Annotated in this window: 24 protein-coding genes; 11 read left to right on the forward strand and 13 right to left on the reverse strand. The window is 71.2% G+C overall.

The window, feature by feature from the left end:
* The first annotated feature begins 2 nt into the window (after window positions 1-2).
* Window positions 3-1,268 (forward strand): alpha/beta hydrolase family protein, encoded by a 1,266-nt coding sequence (locus tag ACWG52_RS16920; protein WP_390139456.1) that lies wholly within the window; start codon window positions 3-5, stop codon window positions 1,266-1,268.
* Here ACWG52_RS16920 and ACWG52_RS16925 read toward each other — a convergent pair.
* Window positions 1,265-2,179: an NAD(P)-dependent oxidoreductase gene (locus tag ACWG52_RS16925; protein WP_389803503.1), complete on the reverse strand. Its 915-nt coding sequence runs from the start codon at window positions 2,177-2,179 to the stop codon at window positions 1,265-1,267. The two genes, ACWG52_RS16920 and ACWG52_RS16925, sit on opposite strands and share 4 nt — an antisense overlap.
* Before the next feature lie 114 nt (window positions 2,180-2,293).
* Between ACWG52_RS16925 and ACWG52_RS16930 the strand changes: the two genes are divergently transcribed.
* Window positions 2,294-2,908: a TetR/AcrR family transcriptional regulator gene (locus ACWG52_RS16930; protein WP_389803506.1), complete on the forward strand. Its 615-nt coding sequence runs from the start codon at window positions 2,294-2,296 to the stop codon at window positions 2,906-2,908.
* Here the strand turns inward: ACWG52_RS16930 and ACWG52_RS16935 are convergent.
* The 4 genes from ACWG52_RS16935 to ACWG52_RS16950 form a co-directional block, all read right to left on the reverse strand.
* Entirely contained in the window at window positions 2,905-3,915 is a 1,011-nt protein-coding gene (locus ACWG52_RS16935; protein WP_389803509.1) for a hypothetical protein, read from the reverse strand. The two genes, ACWG52_RS16930 and ACWG52_RS16935, sit on opposite strands and share 4 nt — an antisense overlap.
* Before the next feature lie 97 nt (window positions 3,916-4,012).
* The gene (locus tag ACWG52_RS16940; protein ID WP_389803512.1) at window positions 4,013-5,005 is read right to left on the reverse strand and encodes an ABC transporter substrate-binding protein; all 993 of its coding nucleotides are present in this window, start codon (window positions 5,003-5,005) and stop codon (window positions 4,013-4,015) included.
* Window positions 5,006-5,037: 32 nt separating this feature from the next.
* A complete protein-coding gene (locus ACWG52_RS16945) occupies window positions 5,038-5,712 on the reverse strand; it encodes an ABC transporter permease (RefSeq protein WP_033219208.1) in 675 nt (224 codons plus the stop codon).
* A gap of 4 nt (window positions 5,713-5,716) precedes the next feature.
* Window positions 5,717-6,457, reverse strand: coding sequence for an ABC transporter permease (locus ACWG52_RS16950; protein WP_453128940.1), 741 nt, complete (start codon window positions 6,455-6,457; stop codon window positions 5,717-5,719).
* A gap of 149 nt (window positions 6,458-6,606) precedes the next feature.
* Between ACWG52_RS16950 and ACWG52_RS16955 the strand changes: the two genes are divergently transcribed.
* Window positions 6,607-7,569: an ABC transporter ATP-binding protein gene (locus tag ACWG52_RS16955; RefSeq protein WP_389803521.1), complete on the forward strand. Its 963-nt coding sequence runs from the start codon at window positions 6,607-6,609 to the stop codon at window positions 7,567-7,569.
* Between the two features lie 74 nt (window positions 7,570-7,643).
* On the opposite strand, the gene ACWG52_RS16960 is transcribed toward ACWG52_RS16955, so the two are convergent.
* A complete protein-coding gene (locus ACWG52_RS16960; RefSeq protein ID WP_389803524.1) occupies window positions 7,644-8,753 on the reverse strand; it encodes an alpha/beta hydrolase in 1,110 nt (369 codons plus the stop codon).
* A gap of 152 nt (window positions 8,754-8,905) precedes the next feature.
* On the opposite strand from ACWG52_RS16960, the gene ACWG52_RS16965 reads away from it, so the two are divergent.
* The 6 genes from ACWG52_RS16965 to ACWG52_RS16990 all read left to right on the forward strand — a co-directional run bounded on the left by ACWG52_RS16965 (window position 8,906) and on the right by ACWG52_RS16990 (window position 13,809).
* A complete protein-coding gene (locus ACWG52_RS16965; RefSeq protein WP_389803527.1) occupies window positions 8,906-10,753 on the forward strand; it encodes a phosphatidylglycerol lysyltransferase domain-containing protein in 1,848 nt (615 codons plus the stop codon).
* Between the two features lie 85 nt (window positions 10,754-10,838).
* A complete protein-coding gene (folP, locus tag ACWG52_RS16970; protein WP_453128941.1) occupies window positions 10,839-11,711 on the forward strand; it encodes a dihydropteroate synthase in 873 nt (290 codons plus the stop codon).
* A gap of 25 nt (window positions 11,712-11,736) precedes the next feature.
* Window positions 11,737-12,180, forward strand: a complete 444-nt coding sequence (locus ACWG52_RS16975; RefSeq protein ID WP_266483259.1) for a nuclear transport factor 2 family protein — start codon at window positions 11,737-11,739, stop codon at window positions 12,178-12,180.
* Window positions 12,181-12,309: 129 nt separating this feature from the next.
* On the forward strand, window positions 12,310-12,669 hold the full coding sequence (folB, locus tag ACWG52_RS16980) for a dihydroneopterin aldolase (RefSeq protein WP_030010912.1): 360 nt from the start codon (window positions 12,310-12,312) through the stop codon (window positions 12,667-12,669).
* Window positions 12,666-13,274 carry a 2-amino-4-hydroxy-6-hydroxymethyldihydropteridine diphosphokinase gene (folK, locus tag ACWG52_RS16985; RefSeq protein ID WP_033219222.1) on the forward strand — a complete coding sequence of 203 codons (609 nt, stop codon included), beginning with the start codon at window positions 12,666-12,668 and terminating at the stop codon, window positions 13,272-13,274. Before folB ends, folK begins: the two co-directional genes overlap by 4 nt.
* Window positions 13,275-13,320: 46 nt before the next feature.
* Window positions 13,321-13,809: a DUF3180 domain-containing protein gene (locus ACWG52_RS16990; RefSeq protein ID WP_389803532.1), complete on the forward strand. Its 489-nt coding sequence runs from the start codon at window positions 13,321-13,323 to the stop codon at window positions 13,807-13,809.
* A gap of 229 nt (window positions 13,810-14,038) precedes the next feature.
* Here the strand turns inward: ACWG52_RS16990 and folE are convergent, their stop codons facing one another.
* The 6 genes from folE to dacB all read right to left on the reverse strand — a co-directional run bounded on the left by folE (window position 14,039) and on the right by dacB (window position 21,548).
* Window positions 14,039-14,647: a GTP cyclohydrolase I FolE gene (gene folE / locus ACWG52_RS16995; protein ID WP_030756162.1), complete on the reverse strand. Its 609-nt coding sequence runs from the start codon at window positions 14,645-14,647 to the stop codon at window positions 14,039-14,041.
* 105 nt (window positions 14,648-14,752) lie between these two features.
* Window positions 14,753-16,780, reverse strand: a complete 2,028-nt coding sequence (ftsH, locus tag ACWG52_RS17000; protein WP_389803536.1) for an ATP-dependent zinc metalloprotease FtsH — start codon at window positions 16,778-16,780, stop codon at window positions 14,753-14,755.
* Window positions 16,781-16,994: 214 nt separating this feature from the next.
* The gene (hpt, locus tag ACWG52_RS17005; RefSeq protein WP_030010907.1) at window positions 16,995-17,555 is read right to left on the reverse strand and encodes a hypoxanthine phosphoribosyltransferase; all 561 of its coding nucleotides are present in this window, start codon (window positions 17,553-17,555) and stop codon (window positions 16,995-16,997) included.
* 65 nt (window positions 17,556-17,620) lie between these two features.
* Window positions 17,621-18,667 carry a tRNA lysidine(34) synthetase TilS gene (tilS, locus tag ACWG52_RS17010; RefSeq protein WP_389803540.1) on the reverse strand — a complete coding sequence of 349 codons (1,047 nt, stop codon included), beginning with the start codon at window positions 18,665-18,667 and terminating at the stop codon, window positions 17,621-17,623.
* Window positions 18,668-18,891: 224 nt separating this feature from the next.
* Window positions 18,892-20,031: a zinc-dependent metalloprotease gene (locus ACWG52_RS17015; RefSeq protein WP_389803543.1), complete on the reverse strand. Its 1,140-nt coding sequence runs from the start codon at window positions 20,029-20,031 to the stop codon at window positions 18,892-18,894.
* Between the two features lie 38 nt (window positions 20,032-20,069).
* On the reverse strand, window positions 20,070-21,548 hold the full coding sequence (dacB, locus tag ACWG52_RS17020) for a D-alanyl-D-alanine carboxypeptidase/D-alanyl-D-alanine endopeptidase (RefSeq protein WP_389803546.1): 1,479 nt from the start codon (window positions 21,546-21,548) through the stop codon (window positions 20,070-20,072).
* A gap of 133 nt (window positions 21,549-21,681) precedes the next feature.
* Here dacB and ACWG52_RS17025 point away from each other — a divergent pair, with 133 nt between their 5' ends.
* Window positions 21,682-22,176 (forward strand): inorganic diphosphatase, encoded by a 495-nt coding sequence (locus ACWG52_RS17025; protein WP_008742522.1) that lies wholly within the window; start codon window positions 21,682-21,684, stop codon window positions 22,174-22,176.
* Window positions 22,177-22,417: 241 nt separating this feature from the next.
* Complete coding sequence (locus ACWG52_RS17030) at window positions 22,418-24,058, forward strand: threonine/serine exporter family protein (protein ID WP_389803549.1); 1,641 nt, start codon at window positions 22,418-22,420, stop codon at window positions 24,056-24,058.
* Window positions 24,059-24,190: 132 nt separating this feature from the next.
* Here the strand turns inward: ACWG52_RS17030 and ACWG52_RS17035 are convergent, their stop codons facing one another.
* Complete coding sequence (locus ACWG52_RS17035; protein WP_389803552.1) at window positions 24,191-24,895, reverse strand: VTT domain-containing protein; 705 nt, start codon at window positions 24,893-24,895, stop codon at window positions 24,191-24,193.
* Between the last annotated feature and the right edge of the window lie 106 nt (window positions 24,896-25,001).

Below are 25,001 nucleotides of genomic sequence, written 5' to 3' on the forward strand. Positions count from 1 at the left end.
ACATGACGATCACGCAGCACAGCAAGCAGCGGCGCCGGCAGTGGCTGCGGCGCGGCGCCGCGACGGTGGCCCTCGCCGCCGTACTGGGTGGGATCGCCGCCCCTGCGGCGTCGGCCGCGCCCGCCGCACGGACCGCAACGGCCGCCCCCGCCCGGGGCGGACTGCTCTCCGTCGCCCCGCTGGACACCCTCGACCGCGGGCAGGTCGTCGCCGAACTCGCCACCCTGGGCATCGACCCCGCGACCGTCCGGTACGGCGTGCGCGCCTACCGGCTGACCTACGCCACCGTGGACCCCCAGGGCCGGCCCACCACCGCCACCGGGTTGCTCGTCCTGCCGCGCGGCGGCCCGCACCGCCTCGACCTGGTCTCCGACACCCACGGCACGGTCGCCACCCGCGACGACGCCCCGTCCGGCGGCCCCGGCGCCAACCGCCTCACCCCGTACCTGCACGCTTCCGCCGGGCGGGCCGTCGCCGCCCCCGACTACCTGGGCCTGGGCGGCGGCCCGGGCAACCACCCGTACATGGACACCCGGTCCTCGGTCACGGCCTCCGTCGACATGCTGAAGGCCGCCCGCACCGCCGCCGACCGGCTGGGGCGCCCGGTCAGCAGGGATGTGTACGCCACCGGCTTCTCCCAGGGCGGCCAGGTGGCGATGGCTCTGGGCCGCGAACTCTCCCGCGGGCGGGACGGCCTGCGGCTGCGGGCGCTGGCCCCGATGGCCGGGCCGCACGACCTGCTCGGCACCGAGTTCCCGGGGCTCACCGACGGCCGGGTCGATCCGCGCGTCGGCGTCTTCTACCTCTCGTACTTCCTCACGGCCCAGAACCGGCTCCACCCGCTGTACAAGGACCCCGCCGAGGTGTTCCGCGCGCCCTACGCACAGGCTGTGGAAGGGTTGTTCGACGGGAGCCACCCGGTGCAGGACATCGTGGCCGCGCTCCCGGCGACGCCGCAGGAGCTGCTGACCCCGCAGTGGACCGAGAACGTCCGGAGCCCGCACGGCGCCCTGCTGGAGGCCGTCCGGGCCAACGACGGGGTCTGCGACTGGAAGCCCGCCGCGCCCGTACGCCTCTACGCGGGCGAGGGCGACACCGACGTACCGATCGCCAACTCCCGCGCCTGCGCCGCCGATCTGGCCCGCCACGGGGTCCGGGCGAAGGTCGTGGACCAGGGCCCGGACGCCGACCACACGGCCACCGCGGTCCGCTCGGCACCACAGGTGGTCCGCTGGTTCGACGCGATCCGCCAGGGCCGGACCGGCTAGGCGGTTCCGGACCTGCCGCCCAGCAGGCCGATCAGGCGGGAGCTGCTGTCGGCGCCGAAGCCCGCCTCGACACCGCGCCGGTAGAGCTCGGCGTGCGCGGTCAGGATCCCGGTGTCCACACCGGAGTCGGCGGCCGTGTGCAGGATGTGCTCGACGCTCGCGGTGCACATCGCGAGGCGCTCGTGCTCGCCCCCGTGCTCGTCGGCGTCGATGAGCGGGGCGCCCGCGGTGTAGAAGCCGCGCATGGTGTCGGCCGTGTAGCCGGCGTACGGAAGGATGTCGGCCGCCGTCAGCCCGTTGGCGCGGGCCACGGCGACGGCCTGGTACCAGCCGGTGTAGGCGGTCCAGAAGAGGATCATGTTGAGCTGGTAGTAGAGCTGCGCGTGGCCGGGGTCGGCGCCGCGGTGGTCGGTTGCGGCGAGCAGGTCGAGCGTCGCGCGGTGCTCCTCGTAGACCTCCCGCGGGCCGCTGATGAAGATCGAGGACCCCTCCTGCCCGATGCCGGTCGGCGGTACGTTGACCCCGCCGGTGAGGTACGCGGCCCCGCGCTCCTCGGCCCAACGGGCGGCGGCGCGGGCCTTGTCCGGGACGTCCGAGGACAGGTTCACCAGCACACGGCCGCCGAGGTCGGTGTCGCCGAGCGTGCCGTACATGGCCTCGACGTCGATGAGGCTGAGCACGGTCAGCGGGCTCGCGGCGACGGCCTCGGCGATGCCGGCGGCGCGGTGGGCCCCGCGGGCGACGAGCTCGTCGTCCTTGCCCGCGCTGCGGTTCCACACGGTGACCCGGTAGCCGGCGTCGAGATAGGCGGCGGCCATGGCGCGGCCCATCGGGCCGAGCCCCACGACGGTGACCGCGGCGACCGCGGCGCCCCCGGCGCCCTGGGCTCGGGTGGTACGGATCTGGTTCATGACGGAGTTCTCCCCACACATCGTCTAGAACGAACGCTCTATCCAGCGCTCGGGACGACCGTAACATGAGCTAGAACGAACGCTCTATCCAGATTCGGCGGTAGCATCACGCCCATGGCGACAGCAGCGACGACGACAGCAGCGGCACCCGGGACACGCGAGCGGCTGGTGCGCACCGCATCGCGCCTCATGCAGCGCGGCGGATACGAGAACACCCCGGTCAAGCAGCTCGTCCGCGAGGCCGAGGCCACCCTCGGCTCGCTGTACCACTTCTTCCCGGGCGGCAAGCAGGAACTCGCGGTGGCCGCGATCCACTTCGGCGACGAGGAGTTCGCGGAGCTGCTCCGCGAAGGGCTCGCCGCCCACACCGACCCGGCCGAGGCGGTCGAGAGCGTGGCGACCGCGCTCGCGCGGGCACTGGAGGACTCCGACTGGCGGGACGGCTGCCCGGTGACGGCCACGGCCCTGGAGACGATCGGCCGCCTGCCGGAACTCCAGGCCGCCTGCGCGCAGGCCTTCGCCAACTGGCAGCACCTGGTGGCCGCGAAGCTCCTGGCCTCGGGCTATCCGGAGTCGGAGGCCCGCGATCTGGCGATCACCGTGATCAACACCTTGGAGGGCGCCGAGACGACCTCACAGGTCACCATGAGCCGCACCCCGCTCCTCGTGGCGGGCCGGCACCTCGCCCGGCTGGTGGCCTCGTACCGGGACCGACCCCTGGCCGGCTAGGAGATGGCGGTGCGGAGCCGGACCACGTCGATCGGCTCGGTCTCGTCGTGGGCCGTCAGGTCGATGACCTGACCCACCGCGCGGGTCTCGTCCGTCGCCGGCTTGAACTCCGGCTCGACCACGGCCTGGACCGACTCGGCCTTGTGCACGGCGAGGGCCTCCGCGCCGACCACGTCGGCCAGGTCCTCGTTCTGCACCGCCTCGATCACCGCGCGGGCCTGCGCCGCGTTCTTGGTGCCGAAGAAGTCGAAGCCGCCCTCGATCCGCGAGGCCGTCCGCCGCTGGGCCGCGTACGGGGCCACCGCGGCCGCCGGGCGACGCGCGGGGAGCGAGGCGGCGGGGGCGGGAGCGTGGCCACGCCCCGGACCGGGGCCGGGATCGGGCTCCGGGGCCGACGGCCCCGCGGGCAGCGCCCGGGCCTCCTGCCGCCGGCGGGCCAGCGCCTCCAGGGCCGAGTGGGCCCGGGCGTAGCCGACCCCGGTGGGCGCGCCCGCCGAGGTGCGCTCCTCGGTGACGGCCGGAAGTTGCTTCTGCGCGGCGGCCGGCGCCGCAGAGGCCTCGATGGCCAGCAGCCGGCGGCCCTCCAGGGCGCTGGCGCGCTCGGTCTCGGCGGTCGCGTACCGCCGCAGCAGCGCCGCGTGCTCGCCGCGCAGGCCCGCCAGTTCGACCCGCTTGGCGCGCAGCTTGGCGTCGAGCCGGGCCCGCAGCATCCGAGCCTCTTCGAGGTCGGATTCGAGCTCGGCTATCCGCTCGTCCGTCTTCCACTCGTCCTTGACCCGCTCGCGCGCGAGTTCGGCGACCCGGCGGCCCGCCGAGCGGTCCCAGGCGCGCATGACGACGGCGCCGGCGACCCCGGCGGCCGCCGTGACGGCCACGAGGAGCCGCAGCGCCATCGGTTCCGCCAGGAGCCAGGCCGCGCCGGCGCCGACGACGGATACACCGGCCACGGTCGTCGGCGTGAGCAGCCGGTGCAGGGGTTCGGGATTGCGGTGGCGTCCACGGGGCATGGCCCGAAATTTACAGTGCATGGAGGTCGAGTGGGATACCCGCCCGGCAAACTCTTCCCGGGCAGTTAAGCCACTTTTCTCCATCAACCCGTGCGCGCTACTTCTTCAGCAGGCCCTTGGACTCCAGGTAGGCCTTGGCGACGTCGGCCGGCTTGGCGCGCTCGGCGTCCACCTTGCGGTTCAGATCGACCAGATCGGCCGTCGTGAGCGCCTTGGTCAGCTTGTCGAGCGCGGCCGCGACCTCCGGGGTTCCGGCGTCCTTGGCGTTGACCACCGGCAGGACGTTGTCGGCGTTCTGGAGCTTCTTGTCGTCCTCCAGCAGGACCAGACCGAAGCTGTCGAGGGTGGCGTCGGTGGTCGTGGTGAGCACGAGCTGGTCGGCGCCGTCCTTGACCGCCTGCTTGGCCTGGGGGGTGCCGACGCCCTTCGGGTCGATACCGGAAACTTGAATTCCGTACGTCTTGGTCAACCCCGGCGCGCAGAAGGGCCGGACGTTGCATTCGTCGCCCGCCGCGATCTTCACCTTCAGTCCGGACTTACCAAGATCGGAAAGCGTCTTCAGGTTGTTCTTCTCGGCGAATTCCTTGGTCACGGCGAATGCGTTCTGGTCGACCGCCTCACCGGCGGCGAGCGCCTTCAGCCCGAGCGGGCCCGCGAGCTTCTCCAGGCCCGCCACCGTCGCCGCGACGTCGCTGGAGGCGACCGGCTTCTCCTCGGGCGCCTTCGGGCCGTTGACCTTGGCGTTGAGGAACTCCGCGAGCGTGGCCGCGTACTCCGGGACGACGTCGATCTCGCCCTTCTCCAGCGAGGGCTCGTACAGCTCGCGGTTGTTGACCGTCTTGATCGAGGTGCTGTAGCCCGCGTCCTTGAGGACCTGCGCGTACAGCTCGGCGAGCACGTTCGACTCGGTGAAACCGGCCGCGCCGATCACCAGGCCGCCCTTGGCGCCGCCCGCGCCGGAGGAGGAGTCGGCGGAGGCCGAGCCGCCGTCCTTGCTCTTCTCCAGGCTGTCACCGCCGCACGCGGCGAGCGACACCGTCAGGGCCAGGGTGCCCAGGGACGCGCCGAGGACGCGCGTGGTCTTGGTCATGGAGGTACTCCGTTCGAGGCGATGGACAGGAATCAGCGGGACGCCGCCGCCCGCGGCAGCAGCAGCCGGTCCGCCGCCACCAGCACGCCCTCCACCAGCAGGGCGAGCGCGGCCACCAGCAGGGCGCCCGCGACGACCTGCGGGGTGTCGTACGTGTTGAAGCCGGCGGTGATGATCCGGCCGAGGCCGCCCTGGCCGACCATGGCGGCGATCGTGGCCGTGGCGATGACCTGGACGGCACCCGAGCGCAGCCCGGTCATCACCATGGCTCGCGCGAGCGGAAGTTCGACGCGCAGGAAGAGCTGGATCCCGGACATGCCCATGCCGCGGGCGGCCTCCACGACCGAGCGGTCCACCTCGCGCATGCCGACGTAGGCGTTGGTCAGCAGCGGCGGGACGGCGAAGAGCACGAGCGCGGCGATGGTGGGGAGGTAGCCGGCGTTGCGCAGCGGGGAGACCATGAACAGGGCCAGCACCGCGAAGACGGGGACGGCCCGGCCGATGTTGGAGATGTTGATCGCGAGGGTGCCGCCCTTGCCGAGGTGGCCGAGGAACAGGCCGATCGGCAGTGCCACCGCGCAGGCGATCGCGAGCGCGACCGCGCTGACGTAGACATGCTCGCCGAGCCGGTGCCAGACGCCGCTCTCCCCCGACCAGTTGGCGCCGTTCGCCAGCCAGTCCCAGGCCCCTCCGATGACGCCTCCCACGGTCTCAGACCCCCTTCGCCGGAGCCGGGGCCGAGGTCGTCTCCCGGGTCGGTGCCGCGGATCGGCCCCGGCCCCGGGCACCGGCCCGGGTCCACGGGGTGAGCAGCCGCTGCACGCCGAGCAGCAGCAGGTCGGCCACGAGCGCGAGCAGCACGCACAGCACCGAGGCGGTGAGCACCTGGGCCTTGAAGGAGCTGTTCACGGCCGGGGCGATGAGGTTGCCGAGGCCGCCCTTGCCGATGATGGAGCCGACCGTGGTCAGCGCCACCGTCGAGACGGTGGCGATCCGTACGCCGGCGAGCAGCGCGGGCAGCGCGAGCGGCAGTTCGACCTGCCACAGCAGCCGCCCCGGGCCGTACCCCATGCCGCGCGCGGCCTCCCGTACGTCCTCGGGGACGGCCTCCAGGCCGGCCAGGACGTTGCGGACCAGGATCGTCAGCGAGTACAGCACCAGCCCGGTCACCACCAGGGCCGCCGAGAGTCCGAAGACGGGCAGCAGCAGGGAGAACATGGCGAGCGAGGGGACCGTGTAGAGGAGGGTGGTCAGGCCCAGGACGGGCGCCGCCCAGTGACGGCCGCGGCGGGCCAGCAGGGCGAGCGGCACGGACACGGCGATGCCGATCAGGACCGACACGCCCGTGAGCCAGATGTGTTCGAGGGTGGCGTCGGTCAGTTCCTGGGAGCGGGAGGTGACGTAGTCCCAGCAGATCCAGTCGTTCGCCACCAGGCAGTTCGGTGCCGCCACGCCCCTCACCCCCCGTCATTCGAACGCACGTCTTCACACTCACCCGTTACAGCGACCCTAACCCCCACCACCCTCAATGGCCGGAATCCTTCGCACCGGGGCAACACGCCCTTCACAAATCAGCGACCGGCGTGCGGAAGGATGGGTTTGTGATCCGATTCGAGCATGTGACCAAGCGCTACCCCGACGGGACCACAGCCGTCGAGGACCTGTCCTTCGAGGTGGCGGAGGGGGAGCTGGTCACGCTCGTGGGACCGTCCGGCTGCGGCAAGACGACCACGATGAAGATGGTCAACCGGCTGATCGACCCGACCTCCGGCCGGATCCTGCTGAACGGCGAGGACATAGCGGCCGCCGACCCGGTCGAGCTGCGCCGCCGGATCGGGTACGTCATCCAGCAGGTCGGGCTGTTCCCGCACAAGACGGTGCTGGAGAACACGGCGACCGTGCCGCAGCTGATCGGCACCCCCAAGGCGAAGGCCCGCGCCCGGGCGGCCGAGCTGCTCGAACTGGTCGGCCTGGACCCGGCCGTGTACGGGGGCCGCTACCCGGAGCAGCTGTCCGGCGGGCAGCGCCAGCGCGTCGGCGTGGCCCGCGCCCTCGCCGCCGATCCGCCGGTACTGCTGATGGACGAGCCCTTCGGCGCGGTCGACCCGGTGGTGCGCGAGCGGCTGCAGAACGAGTTCCTGGCCCTGCAGAAGACGGTGCGCAAGACGATCCTGCTGGTCACCCACGACCTGGAGGAGGCGATCCGGCTCGGCGACCGCATCGCGGTCTACGGCACGGGCACCATCGAGCAGTTCGCCCACCCAGCGGCGGTCCTCGGGGCTCCCGCCACCGCGTACGTGGCCTCCTTCGTCGGCTCCGACCGGGGGCTCAAGCGGCTCGCCGTCACCCCGGTCGAGGCGGCCGACCTGGCCGAGGCGGACGGGAAGGCCCCGGCGGCCTCGGTGGCGCTGGGCGCGACGCTGCGCGAGGCCCTCGCCGCCCTGTTGCAGGAGGACTCGGGGCGGATCGGGGTCACGGACCCGCGCTCCGGTGAGCTGGTCGGCGTACTGACCCCGGAGGGGGTCCACCGGGCGCTGCGCCGGGCCCAACTGCAGGAGGCCTGAACCCCGAACGACCGTGACCGGCCCCGAAGGGCCGGTCACGGTCAGGTCGGCGCCGGATGTCGGCGGGCGGCGGATCAGGCCTCGATGCGGCCGCTCATCCACGTCAGCATCGGCGGGATCTCACGTCGCCACGTGTTGAAGTTGTGGCCACCGCTGTCGAGGATGATGGAGGAGACCCGGTCCGGGCCCTTCACCTTCTTGATGAACTTCTTGGTGTCGGCGAGGTTCGGCTCGCCCTTCTCGCTGCTGGTCACGAGGAAGGACGTACCGGCCGGCTTCTTGTTCTCCATGACGTGCAGGATGTCCGCGCGCTTCTTCAGCTTCTCGTCGCCGTGGAACAGGTCACCGGTCGTCGGGTCGTCCGGAGCGTCGTAGTAGGCGGACAGGCCGGCGGCGGCACCGAAGGTCTGCGGGTAGTGCGCGGCGATCTTCAGGGCGCAGTAACCGCCCGTGGAGTTGCCGATGAAGCCCATGTTCTGGGGCTTCTTGCCGACCCGGAAGGTGTCCTGGATGGCTTGCGGGAGATCCACCCCGAAGAAGGTCTCGGTCTGCGGGCCGCCGGGGACGTCGACGCACTCGGTGTCACGCGGCGGCGCCACGGTCGGGCGCAGCATGACCAGGATCATCGGCTTCATCTTGCCCGACTTGGACAGGCTGAAGGCCTTCATCGGGTAGTCGAGCCCTTTGATCAGGTTCTCGGCGGTGCCCGGGTAGCCCGTCAGGACGACGGACGCCGGAAAGTTCTCGTCCTTGTGCTGCGGCTGGAAGTACTCCGGCGGGAGCCACACGTAGCCGGGGCTCGTTATCTTCGACTTCTGCCCGGATATGGCAACCTTCAGGATCTGACCGCCCACCTGGGGCTTGGCGCCACCGGGTACGTCCAGCTTCTGCTTGTCGACGACCTTGATGTCCTTGCTGCTCATCGAGTGGTCGACGACCTTGCCCATGGACGTCTCCTGGCCGAACAGGTCGGCCCAGGAACCGTAGAAGAGGAACGACTTGTTAGCCGCGAGCCCCACAGCCGAGAACAGCGCCAGCTGGGTCGCCAACAGCAGACCGATACGGCCGGCGAACGCGCGCCAGGTGCGGCCCGAGAGCTTCGGCCAGAACCACACCGTGGCCGCGAAGAGCAGCACACCGGCGATGATGGCCAGCGCCAGAACCGTATTACTGGTGAGACCCATGAGCAGTCAGTCGACTTTCTTGTGGCAGGACTGTTTTTTTCCGACGAAAGAGTGAACCCGCTCCTCGTCGATGTCGTCCTAAGGGACGCACCACACACCGGAGGCTGTCGCGGCCTTCGGCCACTTGATCTCTCGCGGAGCAACGGGAAGCGATGTCTAGCAGGATAGATGGCGATAAGTCGGGACAGGTTCCGAGCAGGGTCCGCCGAATCCTCCGAGGTCCACAGCCGGAGTCGGTGCCCGGCCTGGTAGGTACGGCCGTCATGATCGTCGGCCTTCTGGACATCGCGGCAGGGGTGTTCCCGCGGTTCCGGCACAGCCGGATCCACGCGGTCGCCGAGGTGCTGCCGGTGTTCGGCCCCTTCGCAGCGGCCCTCGCCATCAGCGCGGGCGTACTGCTCCTGCTGCTCGCGCACGGCCTCAAGCGCCGCAAGCGCCGGGCCTGGCGGGCGGCGGTCGTGCTGCTGCCGGCGGGTGCCGTGGCGCAGTTCCTCTACCGGCACTCGATCGTCGGCGTGATCATCGCGGCCGCGCTCTTCGCGCTGCTGCTGCGCCACCAGAGTGAATTCAAGGCGCTGCCCGACCCCCGCAGCCGCTGGAAGGCCCTCGCCAACTTCGTCCTGATGAGCGCCGGCTCCATCGGGCTCGGCCTGCTCATCGTCAACGTCCACCCGAACCGGGTCGTCGGCAACCCGGGCCTGTACGAGCAGATCACGCACGTCGTCTACGGCCTCTTCGGCTTCGAGGGCCCCGTCGACTACGCGGGCCAGGTGTCCTGGACCGTCGGGTACTCCCTCGGCGCCCTCGGCATGCTGACCGCCCTCACCACCATCTACCTGGCCTTCCGCCCCGAGCACCCGGCCGCCCGGCTCACCGCCGACGACGAGGGCAAGCTGCGCGAGCTGCTCGCCAAGCACGGCGGCCGCGACTCGCTCGGCCACTTCGCGCTGCGCCGCGACAAGGCCGTCGTCTTCTCCCCCAGCGGCAAGGCCGCCGTCACCTACCGCGTCGTCTCCGGCGTGATGCTCGCCTCCGGCGACCCCATCGGCGACGTCGAGGCCTGGCCCGGCGCGATCGAGCGGTTCATGGAGGAGGCCAAGGCCCACTCCTGGACCCCGGCCGTCGTGGGCTGCAGTGAGACCGGTGGCGAGGTCTGGACCCGCGAGACCGGTCTGGACGCCCTGGAGCTGGGTGACGAGGCGATTGTCGATGTCAAAGACTTCTCCCTCGCGGGCCGTCCCATGCGCAATGTCCGCCAGATGGTGAAGCGCATCGAACGCAACGGCTACACCACCCAGGTCCGCCGGGTCAGCGAGCTGACCGAGGAGGAGCTGGAGCGGGTCCGCGGCGCGGCCGAGGCCTGGCGCGGCACCGACACCGAGCGCGGCTTCTCGATGGCCCTGGGGCGGGTCGGCGAGGAGGGCGACGGCGACTGCTTCATCGCCACCGCGCACCGCGTGGAGGAGGGCGACACCAGCCCCTTCGGCGACCTGAAGGCCGTCCTGCACTTCGTCCCGTGGGGCAAGGACGGCATGTCGCTGGAGCTGATGCGCCGCGACCGCGCCGCCGACCCCGGCATGAACGAGCTGCTGATCGTCGCCTCCCTCCAGGCCGCCCCCGACCTGAAGATCGAGAAGGTCTCGCTGAACTTCGCGATGTTCCGCGCGGCCCTCGCCCGCGGCGAGAAGATCGGCGCCGGACCGGTCCTGCGGATGTGGCGCAACCTGCTGGTCTTCCTCTCCCGCTGGTTCCAGATCGAGTCGCTCTACAAGTTCAACGAGAAGTTCCGCCCCCGCTGGGAGCCGCGCTTCATGGTCTACCGCAACAGCCGCGACCTGCCCCGCATCGGCTTCGCCGTGATGCAGGCGGAGGGCTTCGTCACCGTGGCCCTGCCCCGGCTCTTCGCGAGCCGCCGCCGGCCCAAGCCGGTGCGCACCTGCACGCACACCCACATGACGTCCGTGCCCAAGCAGCAGGAGCGCGAGGTCCAGGCGGCGTAACCACCCGCGCACGCCCGTCCAGGGCCCCGGCGGTCGCGAGACGCCGGGGCCCTGTCGTATCCAGGTCAGCCCTACCCTTGGACCTATGAACACGAAGCGCGGAGCCACCGGCAGGGGCCGGGTCGCAGGTCTGCCGGACTGGGACCGTTGCGCGGTCATGGGCGTCGTCAACGTCACGCCCGACTCCTTCTCCGACGGCGGTCGCTGGTTCGACACCACCGCCGCGGTCAAGCGCGGCCTCGACCTCGTCGAGCACGGCGCCGACCTCGTCGACGTCGGCGGCGAGTCCACCCGCCCCGGTGCCTCCCGCGTCGACGAGGAGGAGGAGCTGCGCCGGGTCGTCCCCGTGGTCCGGGGCCTGGCCTCCGAAGGCGTCACCGTCTCCGTCGACACGATGCGCGCCGTCGTCGCCGCCCGGGCCGTCGAAGCCGGCGCGGCCCTGGTCAACGACGTCAGCGGCGGCCTCGCCGACCTTGGGATGATCCCGGCCGTCGCCGCCGCCGAGGTGCCGTTCGTGGTGATGCACTGGCGCGGCTTCAGCGCCGGCATGAACAGCCTCGCCGTCTACGAGGACGTGGTCGGCGAGGTCACCGCCGAACTGCGGGCCCGGATCGACGCGGTCGTGGCCGGCGGCATCGCCCCCGAGCGGATCGTCGTCGACCCCGGGCTGGGCTTCGCCAAGAACGCCGAGCACGACCTGGCCCTCGTGGCCCACCTGCCCGAGCTGCGCGCACTGGGCTTCCCGCTGCTGGTCGCCGCGTCGAGGAAGCGTTTCCTCGGCCGGGTCCTGGCCGGCGGCGCCGACACCACCCCGCCGCCCGCCCGCGAACGCGACGCCGCCACGGCCGCCGTCTCCGCGATCGCCGCCCACCAGGGCGCCTGGGCCGTGCGGGTGCACGAGGTACGGGCGACCGCGGACGCCGTACGGGTGGCCCGCGCCGTCGAAGGGGCACTCTGATCCTCACCCACCGACAAGGAGCACCGTGAGCAGAACCGACATCGAGGCGGTCGAAGAGGTCAACACGGCCTTCTACGAGGCAATGGAGCGGGGGGACTTCGACTCACTGTCGGCGCTCTGGCTGGAGGACGAGATCTCCTGCGTCCACCCCGGCTGGCCGGTGCTCTCGGGCCGCGGCGAGGTCCTGCGCTCGTACGCGCTGATCATGTCGCACACCGACTACATCCAGTTCTTCCTCACCGACACCAAAGTGGCCGTAATAGGTGATACCGCCCTGGTGACGTGTACGGAGAACATCCTCAGCGGCGGCCCCGCCGAGGACGGCGGGGAACTCGGCCCGCTCGTCGGTCAGCTCGTCGTGGCGACGAATGTGTTCCGACGCACATCCGAGGGCTGGCGGCTCTGGTCCCACCACGGTTCTCCCGTCCTCACGGAGTCCGACGACGACGAGGACGAGGACGCCTCCTGACCCCTCCGGCGGGAGCCGGAGTATTTCGCAGGTAAATTCGAAGACGGACGACGCCGACCGCACTCGGCGCAGCCATGGCCCTGGGGAGCCCCGGGACCGGAAGCACCTACGAAAGCAGGAGTGATTCGCGTGGATCGTGTCGCGCTGCGCGGCCTCAAGGCTCGCGGGCACCACGGCGTCTTCCCCCGGGAACGCGAGGAAGGCCAGACCTTCATCGTCGACCTCGTGCTGCACCTCGACACCCGCCCCGCGGCGGCCGGAGACGACCTGGCTAAGACCGTGCATTACGGGGTAGTCGCGGAGGAAGTCGTCGACGTGGTCCAGGGTGAGCCCGTCGACCTCATCGAAACCCTGGCCGAGCGGATCGCCCAGCAGTGCCTCAAGCACGAAGCGGTGGCGCAGGTGGAGGTCGTCGTCCACAAGCCGGACGCGCCCATCACCGTCCCCTTCGACGACGTGACCATCACGATCACCCGGAGCCGCGCATGAACAACGCACTGAACGCTCAGAGCGACCCCACCGTCCAGCCCGTACCCGCCTCCGTCGTCGAGACGGTCGACGCGGCGGACGTGACCCTGTCCAACCCCAAATGGGCCGTGATCGCGCTCGGTGCGAACCTCGGTAACCGGCTGGAGACCCTGCAGGGCGCCATCGACGCCCTCGGTGACACCCCCGGCATGCGGGTCAAGGCCGTCTCCCCCGTCTACGAGACCGAGCCGTGGGGCGTCGAGCCCGGCTCGCAGCCCTCGTACCTCAACGCGGTCGTCGCCGTGAAGACCACCTTGCCGCCGTCCTCGCTCCTGGAGCGCGCGCACGCCGTCGAGGAGGCCTTCGACCGCGTCCGCGAGGAGCGCTGGGGCCCGCGCACGATCGACGTGGACATCGTCGCGTACGCCGACCGCGTCTCCGACGACCCGGTCCTCACCCTCCCGCATCCGCGCGCCCACCAGCGTGCCTTCGTGCTGGCCCCCTGGCACGACATCGACCCGGAGGCCCAGATCCCGGGCCGCGGCCCGGTCACGGCGCTGCTGGCCGAAATCGGCCTGGTCGGCGTGACGCCGCGCCCCGACCTGGAACTCCACCTCCCCGAGTAGTCGTTAGCCTGTTCACGGCTACTCGCTGAAAGTGGGGAACGGGCAAGTGAAGCAACTGAGGCCGGCGGTCCTGGCGGGCATCTTCGTGGTCGCCGGGATCCTGTCCTGGGCGGGCGCGCGCCTGTGGAACGCCTACGGCACCCTGCCGGGCGTTCCGCTGGCCGCGCCGATCGTCCTGGGCGTCATCGCGGCGGTGCTGCTGGCGACGGCCCTGTCCCTGCGCGCCCGCCTCAAGGCCCAGCGCGAGCGCCGCCCCGGCGCCAAGGGCGTGGAGCCGCTGATGGCGGCCCGCGCGGTGGTCTTCGGCCAGGCCAGTGCCCTCGTGGCGGCGCTGGTGGCGGGCATGTACGGCGGTGTGGGCGTCTTCCTGCTGACCGACGCCCTCGACGTCCCCGCCCGCCGCGACCAGGCCTGGTACGCGGGCTTCTCGGTCCTGGCGGGTGCGGCGGTCATCGCCGCGGCCCTCTTCCTGGAGCACGTCCTGAAGCTCCCGGAGGACGAGGACCCGACCGCCAAGGCCCCGGCCAAGGCCTAGGGGCCCCCGCGGCGACGGCCGTCCGCTCGTCCGTCGGCACCGCCGCCACGGCTTCGGTGTCCACGCGCAGGTACACGCACGGACATGCGCAGTCGCTCGCTCGCATCCGGGTGTGCGGGATCCGGTCCTGGAAGCGCCGTTCGGCGTCCGGCTCACCGGCCGGCAGCAGTTCGAGGGTCCGCCGGACGTCCTCGCTCAGCGGCTCCCAGCCGTCCGCCCGGGCATCGGCTCAGCGCGCCATGATCAGGCTCATGGCCTCGTTACGGGTGGCCGGGTCGCGGAGCTGGCCGCGGACCGCCGAGGTGATGGTCTTCGCGCCGGGCTTGCGGACCCCGCGCATGGTCATGCACATGTGCTCGCACTCGATGACCACGATGACCCCGCGCGGGTCCAGGATCTCCATCAGGGAGTCCGCGATCTGCGTGGTCAGCCGCTCCTGCACCTGCGGACGGCGGGCGAACACGTCCACGAGACGGGCCAGCTTCGACAGTCCGGTGATCTTGCCGTCGGTGGACGGGATGTAGCCGACGTGCGCCACGCCGTGGAAGGGGACCAGATGATGTTCACAGGAACTCATGACTTCGATGTCCTTCACGAGGACCATCTCGTCGTGGCCCAGGTCGAACGTCGTCGTCAGGACCTCTTCGGGCTTCTGGTACAGGCCCGCGAATATCTCCCGGTACGAGCGCGCCACGCGCGCCGGGGTCTCCAGGAGGCCCTCGCGGTCCGGGTCCTCGCCGACCGCGATCAGGAGCTCACGGACCGCCGCCTCGGCGCGCTTCTCGTCGAACACGCCGATCGTGCCCTCGTCACCGGTCAAGGTCACTGGGTCGGTCATCTCATCCTCGTTCCTGTCCGCACACGCGGTCGTACAAATGAGCCGCGCCCCCCAGGCTAGAACCTGGGGGGCGCGGCTTCCATTCCGGGTGGGTCGAGCCGCCGGTTACTCGGGGCGGTCCTCGGGAGCCACTTCGATGCCCTTCTCCGTGGAGACCGGCGCGACGGTGGCCGACGTGCCGTTCGCCGAGTTCGTCAGCTGGAGCTCCTTGGGAGAGAGCACCGGCGGACGGGTGGAGGGGGTGCGGCGGGAGGAGCCGGTCCACGCGGGACGGGCCGGACGCTTCACGATCGTCGAGAAGATCTCGGCGATCTGCTCCTTGTTCAGCGTCTCCTTCTCCAGCAGCGCGAGGACCAGGTTGTCGAGGACGTCGCGGTTCTCGACCAGGATCTCCCAGGCCTCGTTGTGCGCGGTCTCGATGAGCTTCTTGACCTCTTCGTCGACCAGCGCCGCGACCTCTTCCGAGTAGTCCCGCGGGTGTGACATCTCGCGGCCCAGGAACGGCTCGGTGTTGTCGCCGCCGAACTTGATCGCACCGAGACGCTCGGTCATGCCGTACTGCGTGACCATGGCCCGCGCCGTGGCGGTGGCCTTCTCGATGTCGTTCGCCGCGCCGGTGGTCGGGTCGTGGAAGACCAGCTCCTCCGCCGCGCGCCCGCCCAGCATGTACGCCAGCTGGTCGAGCATCTCGTTGCGCGTGGTCGAGTACTTGTCCTCGTCGGGCAGGACCATGGTGTAACCGAGGGCCCGACCACGGGACAGGATCGTGATCTTGTGGACCGGGTCGGAGTTCGGGGAGGCCGCCGCGACCAGGGCGTGTCCGCCCTCGTGGTACGCGGTGATCTTCTTCTCCCGGTCCGACATGATCCGGGTCCGCTTCTGCGGGCCCGCCACGACGCGGTCGATCGCCTCGTCCAGCGAGTGGTTGTCGATCAGCTTCTTGTCCGAGCGGGCCGTGAGCAGCGCGGCCTCGTTCAGGACGTTGGAGAGATCGGCACCGGTGAAGCCGGGCGTGCGACGGGCGACGGCGCCCAGGTCGACGTCCGGGGCGACCGGCTTGCCCTTCTGGTGGACCTTGAGGATCTCCAGACGGCCCTGCATGTCCGGGCGGTCGACCGCGATCTGCCGGTCGAAACGGCCCGGGCGCAGCAGCGCCGGGTCGAGGATGTCCGGACGGTTCGTGGCGGCGATCAGGATGACGCCGCCCTTCACGTCGAAGCCGTCCATCTCGACCAGCAGCTGGTTGAGGGTCTGCTCGCGCTCGTCGTGACCGCCACCGAGACCCGCACCGCGGTGCCGGCCGACGGCGTCGATCTCGTCGACGAAGACGATCGCCGGCGCGTTGGCCTTGGCCTGTTCGAACAGGTCACGGACACGCGAGGCACCGACACCGACGAACATCTCGACGAAGTCGGATCCGGAGATCGAGTAGAAGGGGACGCCGGCCTCGCCCGCGACGGCACGCGCCAGCAGGGTCTTGCCGGTGCCGGGCGGGCCGTACAGCAGCACGCCCTTGGGGATCTTGGCGCCGACGGCCTGGAACTTCGCCGGCTCCTGGAGGAACTCCTTGATCTCGTGGAGTTCCTCGACGGCCTCGTCCGAGCCCGCGACATCGGCGAACGTGGTCTTCGGGGTGTCCTTGGTGATGAGCTTGGCCTTGGACTTCCCGAAGTTCATGACCCGGGAGCCGCCGCCCTGCATCTGGTTCATCAGGAACAGGAAGACCAGGACGATGAGCACGAAGGGCAGGAGCGAGAGCAGCACGCTCAGGAACGGGCTGGTCTTGTCCGGCGTGACGGAGTACCCGTCCGGGATCTGACCGGCGTCGTACTTGGTCTGGAGGCTCTGGGCGAGCTGGACGCCCTGATCCCCGATGTAGTTGGCCTGGAACTTGGTGCCGTCGTGCTTGCCGAGCTTCTCGCCTTGCTTGAGCTCGATCTTGATCATCTGGCTGTCGCCGGTGGTCAGCTTGGCTGTCTCCACCTGGCCAGTGTTGATCGCCTTGATGACCTCGCTGGTGTCCACCGACTTGTAGCCGCCGCCGGAGCCGACGACATTCATCAACACGACCACGGCGAGGACGGCCAGCACGATCCACATGACCGGCCCACGGAAGTATCGCTTCACGTCCATCCATACGGGACGCCAGGCGTCCCGTCCCTCCTGCCCGTAGGTAAATGCTGCTGTGAGTAAAGACTGTTCTTCGGAATGTACCCCTGAATTGTCACCCGCGGCCCTGTGGGACGGCTGACAGACCCGCCTTCCCCTGCTTCAACGGCGGGAATCGCCCCCAGGTTCCCCGCAGGCTCGGCGGGGTTCCCGGGGACGGGGCGGAAGCGGGAGTGGATCAGCCGCCGTAGACGTGCGGGGCGAGCGTGCCGACGAACGGCAGGTTGCGGTACTTCTCCGCGTAGTCCAGGCCGTAGCCCACGACGAACTCGTTGGGGATGTCGAAGCCGACCCACTTCACGTCGATCGCGACCTTCGCGGCCTCGGGCTTGCGCAGCAGCGTGACGACCTCCAGGGAGGCCGGCTGGCGGGAGCCCAGGTTCGACAGCAGCCAGGACAGCGTCAGGCCCGAGTCGATGATGTCCTCGACGATCAGGACGTGCTTGTCCTTGATGTCGGTGTCCAGGTCCTTGAGGATCCGCACCACACCGGAGGACTGGGTCCCGGCGCCGTACGAGGACACCGCCATCCAGTCCATGGTGAGCGGGGTGGACAAGGCACGCGCCAGGTCCGCCATCACCATCACGGCGCCCTTGAGCACACCGACGATGAGCAGGTCCTTGCCCGCGTACTCCGCGTCGATCTTCGCGGCCAGCTCGGCCAGCTTCGCGTCGATCTCTTCCTTGGTGATGAGCACCGACTGGAGGTCGTTGCCCATGTCCTTCTCGTCCACCCGCATCACTTTCGTTGTCGGCCGGGGCTCCGGGGGCGACCCCGGAGGACTCAGCCGTGTTTCAGCACCAATCAGCCCTGCCGGATGACAAGTCTGCCACCCTGCCGCTGGGCCTCGACCCGGCCGGGCAGGTTGATGGCGCCCTGACCCCGCCATCCGGTGATGAGGCGGTCGACTTCTTCGATGTGGCGGGCGAAGAGTGAGCCCGCGGGAGACCCCGCCGCGACGACGGCCCTGCGCAGCACGCGGCGGCGGACGGCCGGGGGCAGGGCGTAGAGCTTGGCGCACTCCAGGCGGCCGTCCGCGTCGCGTACGCCGGTCTCCGCCTCGGCCGCCCAGGCGTCCAGGGCGTCGGCGTCGTCGCGGGAGAGCTGCGCGGTGCGGGCGAGCGCCTCGACGACTCCCTTGCCGAGCGCCTTCTCGAGGGCGGGCAGCCCCTCGTGGCGCAGCCGGGAGCGGGTGTAGGCGGGGTCGATGTTGTGCGGGTCGTCCCAGACGGGGAGGGACTGGACCATGCAGGCCTTGCGGGCGGTCTGCCGGTCGACCTGGAGGAAGGGGCGGCGGTAGCGGTTGGTGCGGCCGGCGGATCCGCCGGAGACCTCGGGCATGCCGGAGAGCGAGCGGATGCCGGAGCCGCGGGCCAGGCCCAGCAGGACGGTTTCGGCTTGATCGTCCCGGGTGTGGCCGAGCAGCACGGCGGCGGCGCCCAGTCGGTCCGCGGCCTCGTCCAGGGCTCCGTATCGGGCGTCGCGGGCGGCGGCCTCGGGTCCGCCGTCGCGGCCGACGCGCACGGCGACGGACTCCACCGGGTCGAGGCCGATGGCGGTCATGCGGGAGACGACCTCGGCGGCGCGCAGGTCGGAGCCGGGTTGCAGTCCGTGGTCGACGGTGATGCCGCCGGCCCGGATGCCGAGCTTGGGGGCCTCGAAGGCGAGGGCGGAGGCGAGCGCCATGGAGTCGGCGCCTCCGGAGCAGGCGACGAGGACGAGCGGCGGCGAGCCCCCGGGGCGGCGGGGGGCGGCGGCGGCGCCTGTGTGGTCGGTGAGGTCGGTGAGGACGTCGTGGAGTACGCGGCGGACCGCCAGGCGTATCGCCGCGACCGCAGGATGGGGACCCATGTCCGGTGCCCTTCGATGGAGTTCGGATGCCTCGGAGGCGTCGGGGTGGTGTGCTGAGGTGCTGCTGCCCGGCTGCCCCCGCGGAACGGGAGGATGTCACTCAGAGTGCGTCGATGGTGACAGAACCGAGCCGTTCCCCGAGCATCGCACGCCCTTCCACGGCCCACGGTCCCTCGGACGGGTGACGCTGCTTCCCCCAGTGAGACATGTTTACGCCCCTTGTGTCACTCCGCTTCGCTCGGTTCGCTCCCCTTGCGGTGCACGCGTGCGACCCAGTCGGCGGGGCTGGCGATCTCGGCCTTGGTCGGCAGTGTGTTCGGGGAGGTCCACACCCGGTTGAAGCCGTCCATGCCGACCTGGCCGACGACGGCGCGGACGAAGCGCTCGCCGTCGCGGTACTGGCGCAGCTTGGCGTCGAGGCCCAGCAGTTTGCGCAGCGCGGCGTCGAGACGGCCGGCGCCGCTGGCCCGGCGCTGCTGGAACTTCTCCCGGATCTCGGCGACGGAGGGCACCACCTGCGGACCGACCCCGTCCATCACGAAGTCGGCGTGGCCCTCCAGCAGGGACATGACGGCGGTCAGTCGCCCCAGGATCTCCCGCTGCTCCGGGGTCTGGACGAGCTCCACGAGGGAGCGTCCCTCGTCACCGTGCTCGGCGTCGGGGCGGGCGCCCGCGAAGGACTGGGCGGCCTCGCGGATGCGTTCCAGGACGGTGGACGGGTCGACCTCGGTGGCCCCGAGGAACGTCTGGATTTCGCCTTCGAGGTGCTCGCGCAGCCACGGGACGGCCGTGAACTGTGTACGGTGCGTCTCCTCGTGCAGGCAGACCCAGAGCCGGAAGTCGTGGGGGTGCACCTCCAGCTCGCGCTCGACGTGCACGATGTTGGGCGCGACGAGCAGCAGCCGGCCCCCGCCGGCGCCGGGCAGGTCCCCGGTGACCGGCGCGAAGGTCTCGTACTGGCCCAGGACCCGGGAGGCCAGGAAGCTCAGCAGCATCCCCAGCTCGACGCCGGTGACCTTGCCGCCGACCGCGCCGAGGACGGCTCCGCCGGCGGCTCCCGCGCGGCGGTCCTGCATCTTGCCGAGGAGCGGCTGGAGCAGCTCGCGGAATCCGGCGACGTTGGCCTTGACCCAGCCGGCCCGGTCGACGACCAGGACGGGCGTGTCGGGGACGGCCGACCCCTCGGGGATCATCCGGGTGAACTCGCGCACGTGCCGTTCCGAGGTCCTGGCGTGCCGCCGCAGCTCGGCGACGACGGCCCGCGCCTCGTCCCGGGTGACCTCCGGGCCGGGTCGTACCAGTCGGGTCGCGGTCGCCACCGCGAGGTTCCAGTCGACCATCTCCGCACCACCGATGCTCGTCATGCGTCAACCGTACGTGGACCGGCCCTCCTACGGACCCCCTACGAGGCGGTCGCCACGGCCGCGGCCAACTTGTCGAGGGCCTTCTCCGCGCCCTCGGCGCCGGGGCTGTTCGCCGTGAGGAAGGCGAAGGCGAGGAGTCGGCCCGAGGAGTCGACGACCGTGCCGGAGAGGGAGTTCACCCCGGTCAGGGTGCCGGTCTTGGCGCGGAGCAGGCCGGCTGCCGGGGAACCGCCGGAGTTGCGGGCCTTCAGGGTTCCGGTGAAGCCGGCGACGGGCAGGCCGGTGAGGACCGGGCGCAGTTCGGGGCTGCGGGGGTCGGCGGCCTTGGTGAGGAGCCCGGTCAGCAGGCCGGCGCTGACCTTGTCGGCGCGGCCCAGGCCGCTGCCGTCGGCGAAGCGGGAGCCGGCGGTGTCGATGCCGAGGGCGGTGATCCGGTCGGTGACGGCCTTCTCGGCGCCCTCGAAGCTCGCGGGTCGGCCGGAGGCGAGGGCGGTCTGCCGGGCGAGGGCCTCGGCGATGTCGTTGTCGCTGTTGGTCAGCATCCGCTCGACGAGCCCGGCGATCGGGGTGGAGAGGGTGACGGCGAGCGGCTGGACGCCGGCGGCGGCCTTGGCCTTCGCCGGTTCGCCGGTGACCTTGATGCCGCGGTCGGCCAGCAGGGTGCGGAAGGCCCGGGCGGCGTCGCGGGAGGGGTCCTCGGCGCGGTCCACGGGGCCGGAGGTGGAGTCGTCGGGGCGGCCCTCGTCGGCCGTCAGGGCGGTCACCGGAGCGATGTTGGGGTTGCCGCCGATCGGGTGGCGGACGGGGCCGGTGTAGAGGCTGTCGTCGTATCCGAGGGTCACGGTGTCGGTGCCGGCGGCCTTGAGCGCCTGCGCGGTGTCACCGGCGAGGGCGACGAGGCTGCCGCCGGATCCGGCGGGGCTCTTCTTCTTCGCGGTGAGCGAGGGGTCGCCGCCACCGACCAGGACGATCTGTCCGGGGGTGGCGCCGGGCGTGACGGTGGTCCTGATCCGGTGCTCGGGTCCGAGGGCGGCCAGCACGGCCGCGGCGGTGACGATCTTGACGGTGGAGGCGGGGGTCATCGCGTCCCGGGCCCCGGACTCGTAGAGGACCTGTCCGGTGGCGGTGTCGACGACGGACGCCGTGCGGACGGTGCCGAGCGCGGGATCGGCGAGCAGCGGCTTCAGCGCGGCGCCCAGGCCCGCGGCGGAGGCGGGCTCGGCGGGGGCGTCCTGCGCGCGCGGGACGCCGGGGCCGATCGCGCCGAGCACCCCGGGGGCGCTCGGGGCGGCTTCGGGCAGGGCTCCGGAACCGGGCCCTCCATCGTGATCTGCGCCACCCGTGCGGCCCCAGGAGGCGGCTCTGTCCCGCTCGGCCTTACGCTGGCCGGAGTCCCAAGGACCGGCCGCGGTCACCGCTGCCACCGACAGGGCGAGGCCGGCGACGGCCGACCCTGCGATGAGCTGCCAGGTCTTGACCAATGGCACCTCGGACCAGCCCCTTTCGCGATCACACATATGCGTGAGGGACACTTAACCACTGCGTCTTGCCGCGAGCATGGCACCCCACCCGGCAGGGCTGGGACGGACGCGCACGCGGATCGATCGACGCAGTCCCGAAGCAATGCAGCTGATCATGGAGGAGCAGGACGTGGAGTTCGACGTCACCATCGAGATCCCCAAGGGTTCGCGGAACAAGTACGAGGTGGACCACGAGACCGGCCGGATCCGTCTGGACCGTCGCCTCTTCACCTCGACCAGCTACCCGGCCGACTACGGCTTCGTCGAGAACACCCTCGGCGAGGACGGCGACCCGCTGGACGCGCTGGTCATCCTTGACGAGCCGACCTTCCCGGGCTGCCTGATCAAGTGCCGCGCCATCGGCATGTTCCGCATGACGGACGAGGCGGGCGGCGACGACAAGCTGCTGTGCGTGCCGGCCTCGGACCCGCGTGTCGAGCACCTGCGCGACATCCACCACGTCTCCGAGTTCGACCGCCTGGAGATCCAGCACTTCTTCGAGGTCTACAAGGACCTGGAGCCGGGCAAGTCCGTCGAGGGCGCGAACTGGGTCGGCCGCACCGAGGCCGAGGCCGAGATCGAGGCCTCGTACAAGCGCCTGGAGGCGCAGGGCGGCCACCACTGAGCTCGCGCTCCGCGGTGACGGGCCGGGGTTCTCCCCCGCGCCCCTCGTGACATGGCGGGCGGTATCCCTACGGGATGCCGCCCGCTGTCGTGTTCCCGGGCCGGTGCGGAGGGCGGCCGCGGGTATGCGGTGGGTGTGGAGCGGGTGCGCGCCGGCGGTACGGCGGGTGCGCGCTGGGTGTGCGGCGGGAGGAAACGATTCCGCATACTGATACCCCGGGTGATCACGAACTGGAGGACGCGTGGCGGAGGCCGACGGGGCAGAGGACAGGAAGCCCCAGTCCGACGAGGCGCACAGCGCCTTCACGCCGCCGCCCGGCATGGAGCCGGACGTCTTCGAGGAGGACCAGCCCACCTCGGAATTCGCCCGTCCGGCGGGCGCCGATCCGGTGGAGCCCGAGCCCGAGGGATCGGCCTTCGCCGCCCCGGCCACCTATCGGGCCGCGCAGTCCCCGCCCGCCTACACCCCCGGCCAGGGCTTCCCCGTCGCGCGGATGAAGGAATCCCCCTGGCAGGACCGCATGCGCACGATGCTGCGCATGCCGGTCGACGTGCGGCCCGTACCGGAGCTCGTGCAGCGCCACAGCGAGACCGGACCGGCCGTGGGCCGCGTGCTCGACCTGACCCTGCGCATCGGCGAGCTGCTGCTCGCGGGTGGTGAGGGCGCCGAGGACGTCGAGGCCGCGATGTTCGCGGTGGCCCGCTCGTACGGGCTGGACCGCTGCGAGCCGACCGTCACCTTCACCATGCTGTCGATCACCCACCACCCCTCGCTGGTGGGCGACCCGGTCTCGGCCAGCCGGACCGTGCGCCGCCGCGGCACCGACTACAACCGGCTCGCGGCCGTGTTCCGGCTCGTGGACGACATCAGCGCCCACGAGATCGACGTGACGCTGGAGGAGGCCTACCGCCGCCTCGCCGAGATCCGCCGCAACCGGCACCCCTACCCCGGCTGGATGCTCACCTGCTCCGCCGGACTGCTCGCCGGCGCCGCCTCCACGCTCGTCGGCGGCGGGGTCCTCGTCTTCTTCGCCGCCGCGATCGGCGCGGTCCTCGGCGACCGCCTGGCCTGGCTGTGCGCCGGGCGCGGGCTTCCCGAGTTCTACCAGTTCGTGGTCGCCGCGATGCCGCCGGCCGCCCTCGGGGTCGCGCTCAACATGACGGGCATCGACGTCAAGGCCTCCGCCGTGATCACCGGTGGGCTGTTCGCGCTGCTGCCGGGACGGGCCGTGGTCGCGGCCGTGCAGGACGGCCTGACCGGCTACTACATCACCGCGTCGGCCCGACTGCTGGAGGTCATGTACCTCTTCATCGGCATCATCATGGGCGTCCTGGTGGTGCTCTACGTGGGCCTGCAGTTCGACGCCTCGCCGCGACCGGAGGAGGTCCTGCAGATCCAGCAGCGGCCGCTGATCCAGATCGCCGCCTCGATGGTGCTGGTGTTCACCTTCGCGATCCTGCTCCAGCAGGAACGCTCCACCGTCCTGATCGTGACGCTGAACGGCGCGGTCGCCTGGGTCACCTTCGGGGCCCTGCACTACGCGGGAGGCATTCCGCCCGTCCCGTCCACGGCCATCGCGGCCGGGCTGGTGGGCCTCTTCGGGCAGCTCTTCTCCCGCTACCGCTTCGCCTCCGCCCTGCCGTACGTGACGGCCGCCATCGGCCCGCTGCTGCCCGGCTCGGCGGTGTACTACGGCCTGCTGCTGATCGCCGAGAACCGGCTGAACGAGGGCCTGGGCTCGCTGGTGAACGCCGCGGCCATCGCGCTGGCCATCGCGATCGGGGTCAACCTCGGGTCGGAGGCCTCGCGGCTGTTCATGCGCATCCCGGGGGCCACGAGCGCCGCCAAGCGCCGCGCGGCGAAGCGGACCCGCGGCTTCTGAGCGGCGGCGCCGCCGCCCGTACGTGTGCCCGTACGTGTGCCCGTACGGGGCCTCGTCCGGGCACACGTACGCCCCGGGGCCTCAGATGGGCCTCCGGGGCGGTACGGGCGTGCGGGGTGCTTCGGGCGGGCCTCAGCGCTTGGCGTGGCGGCCGCGCGTGCCCGGCGCCTGCGGGGCGGAGCCGTCGGCCACGTCCTCGGCGCCCGCGCCGGCGTTCGCCTTGCTCTCCTTGCGGGCCTTCAGGACCTCGAAGACCACCGGGATGACCGAGATCAGGACGATGCCCACCAGGATCGGCTCGACGTTCGTCTTGATGAACTCGATCTGTCCGAGCCAGTAGCCGGCGATCGTGACGCCCGCACCCCAGCCGATGCCGCCGATGATGTTGTAGGTCAGGAAGGTGCGGTATTTCATCGTGCCGGCGCCCGCGACCATCGGGGCGAAGGTGCGGATGATCGGCACGAAGCGGGCGAGCACGATGGCCTTGGGGCCGTGCTTGTCCATGAACTCGTGCGCCTTGTCCAGATTCTCCCGCTTGAAGAGCTTGGACTTGGGGCGGTTGAAGAGCTTCGGCCCGAAGAACTTGCCGATCATGTATCCGACCTGGTCGCCGATGATCGCGGCGGCCACGATCAGGGTGCAGACCAGCCACAGCGGCTGCTTGATGTACTGCCCGTCCGCGACCAGCAGACCCGCCGTGAAGAGCAGGGAGTCGCCGGGAAGGAAGGCGAAGAGTCCCGATTCGGCGAAGACGATGACCAGGATGCCGATCAGACCGAAGTGCGAGATCAGGTAGTCCGGGGACAGCCACTCTGGGCCGAGCGCAAGCGTATACACGGGTTCCGGGCTCTCCTGGAATCGGGGGGCGTAAGGCGGAAGGAGCGGTTTCAATTATCAACGCACACGACCCCCGCCCGGTTCCAGGGACCGGAGGGGGTCGCAT

This window comes from Streptomyces sp. CLCI03 (genome assembly GCF_053615355.1).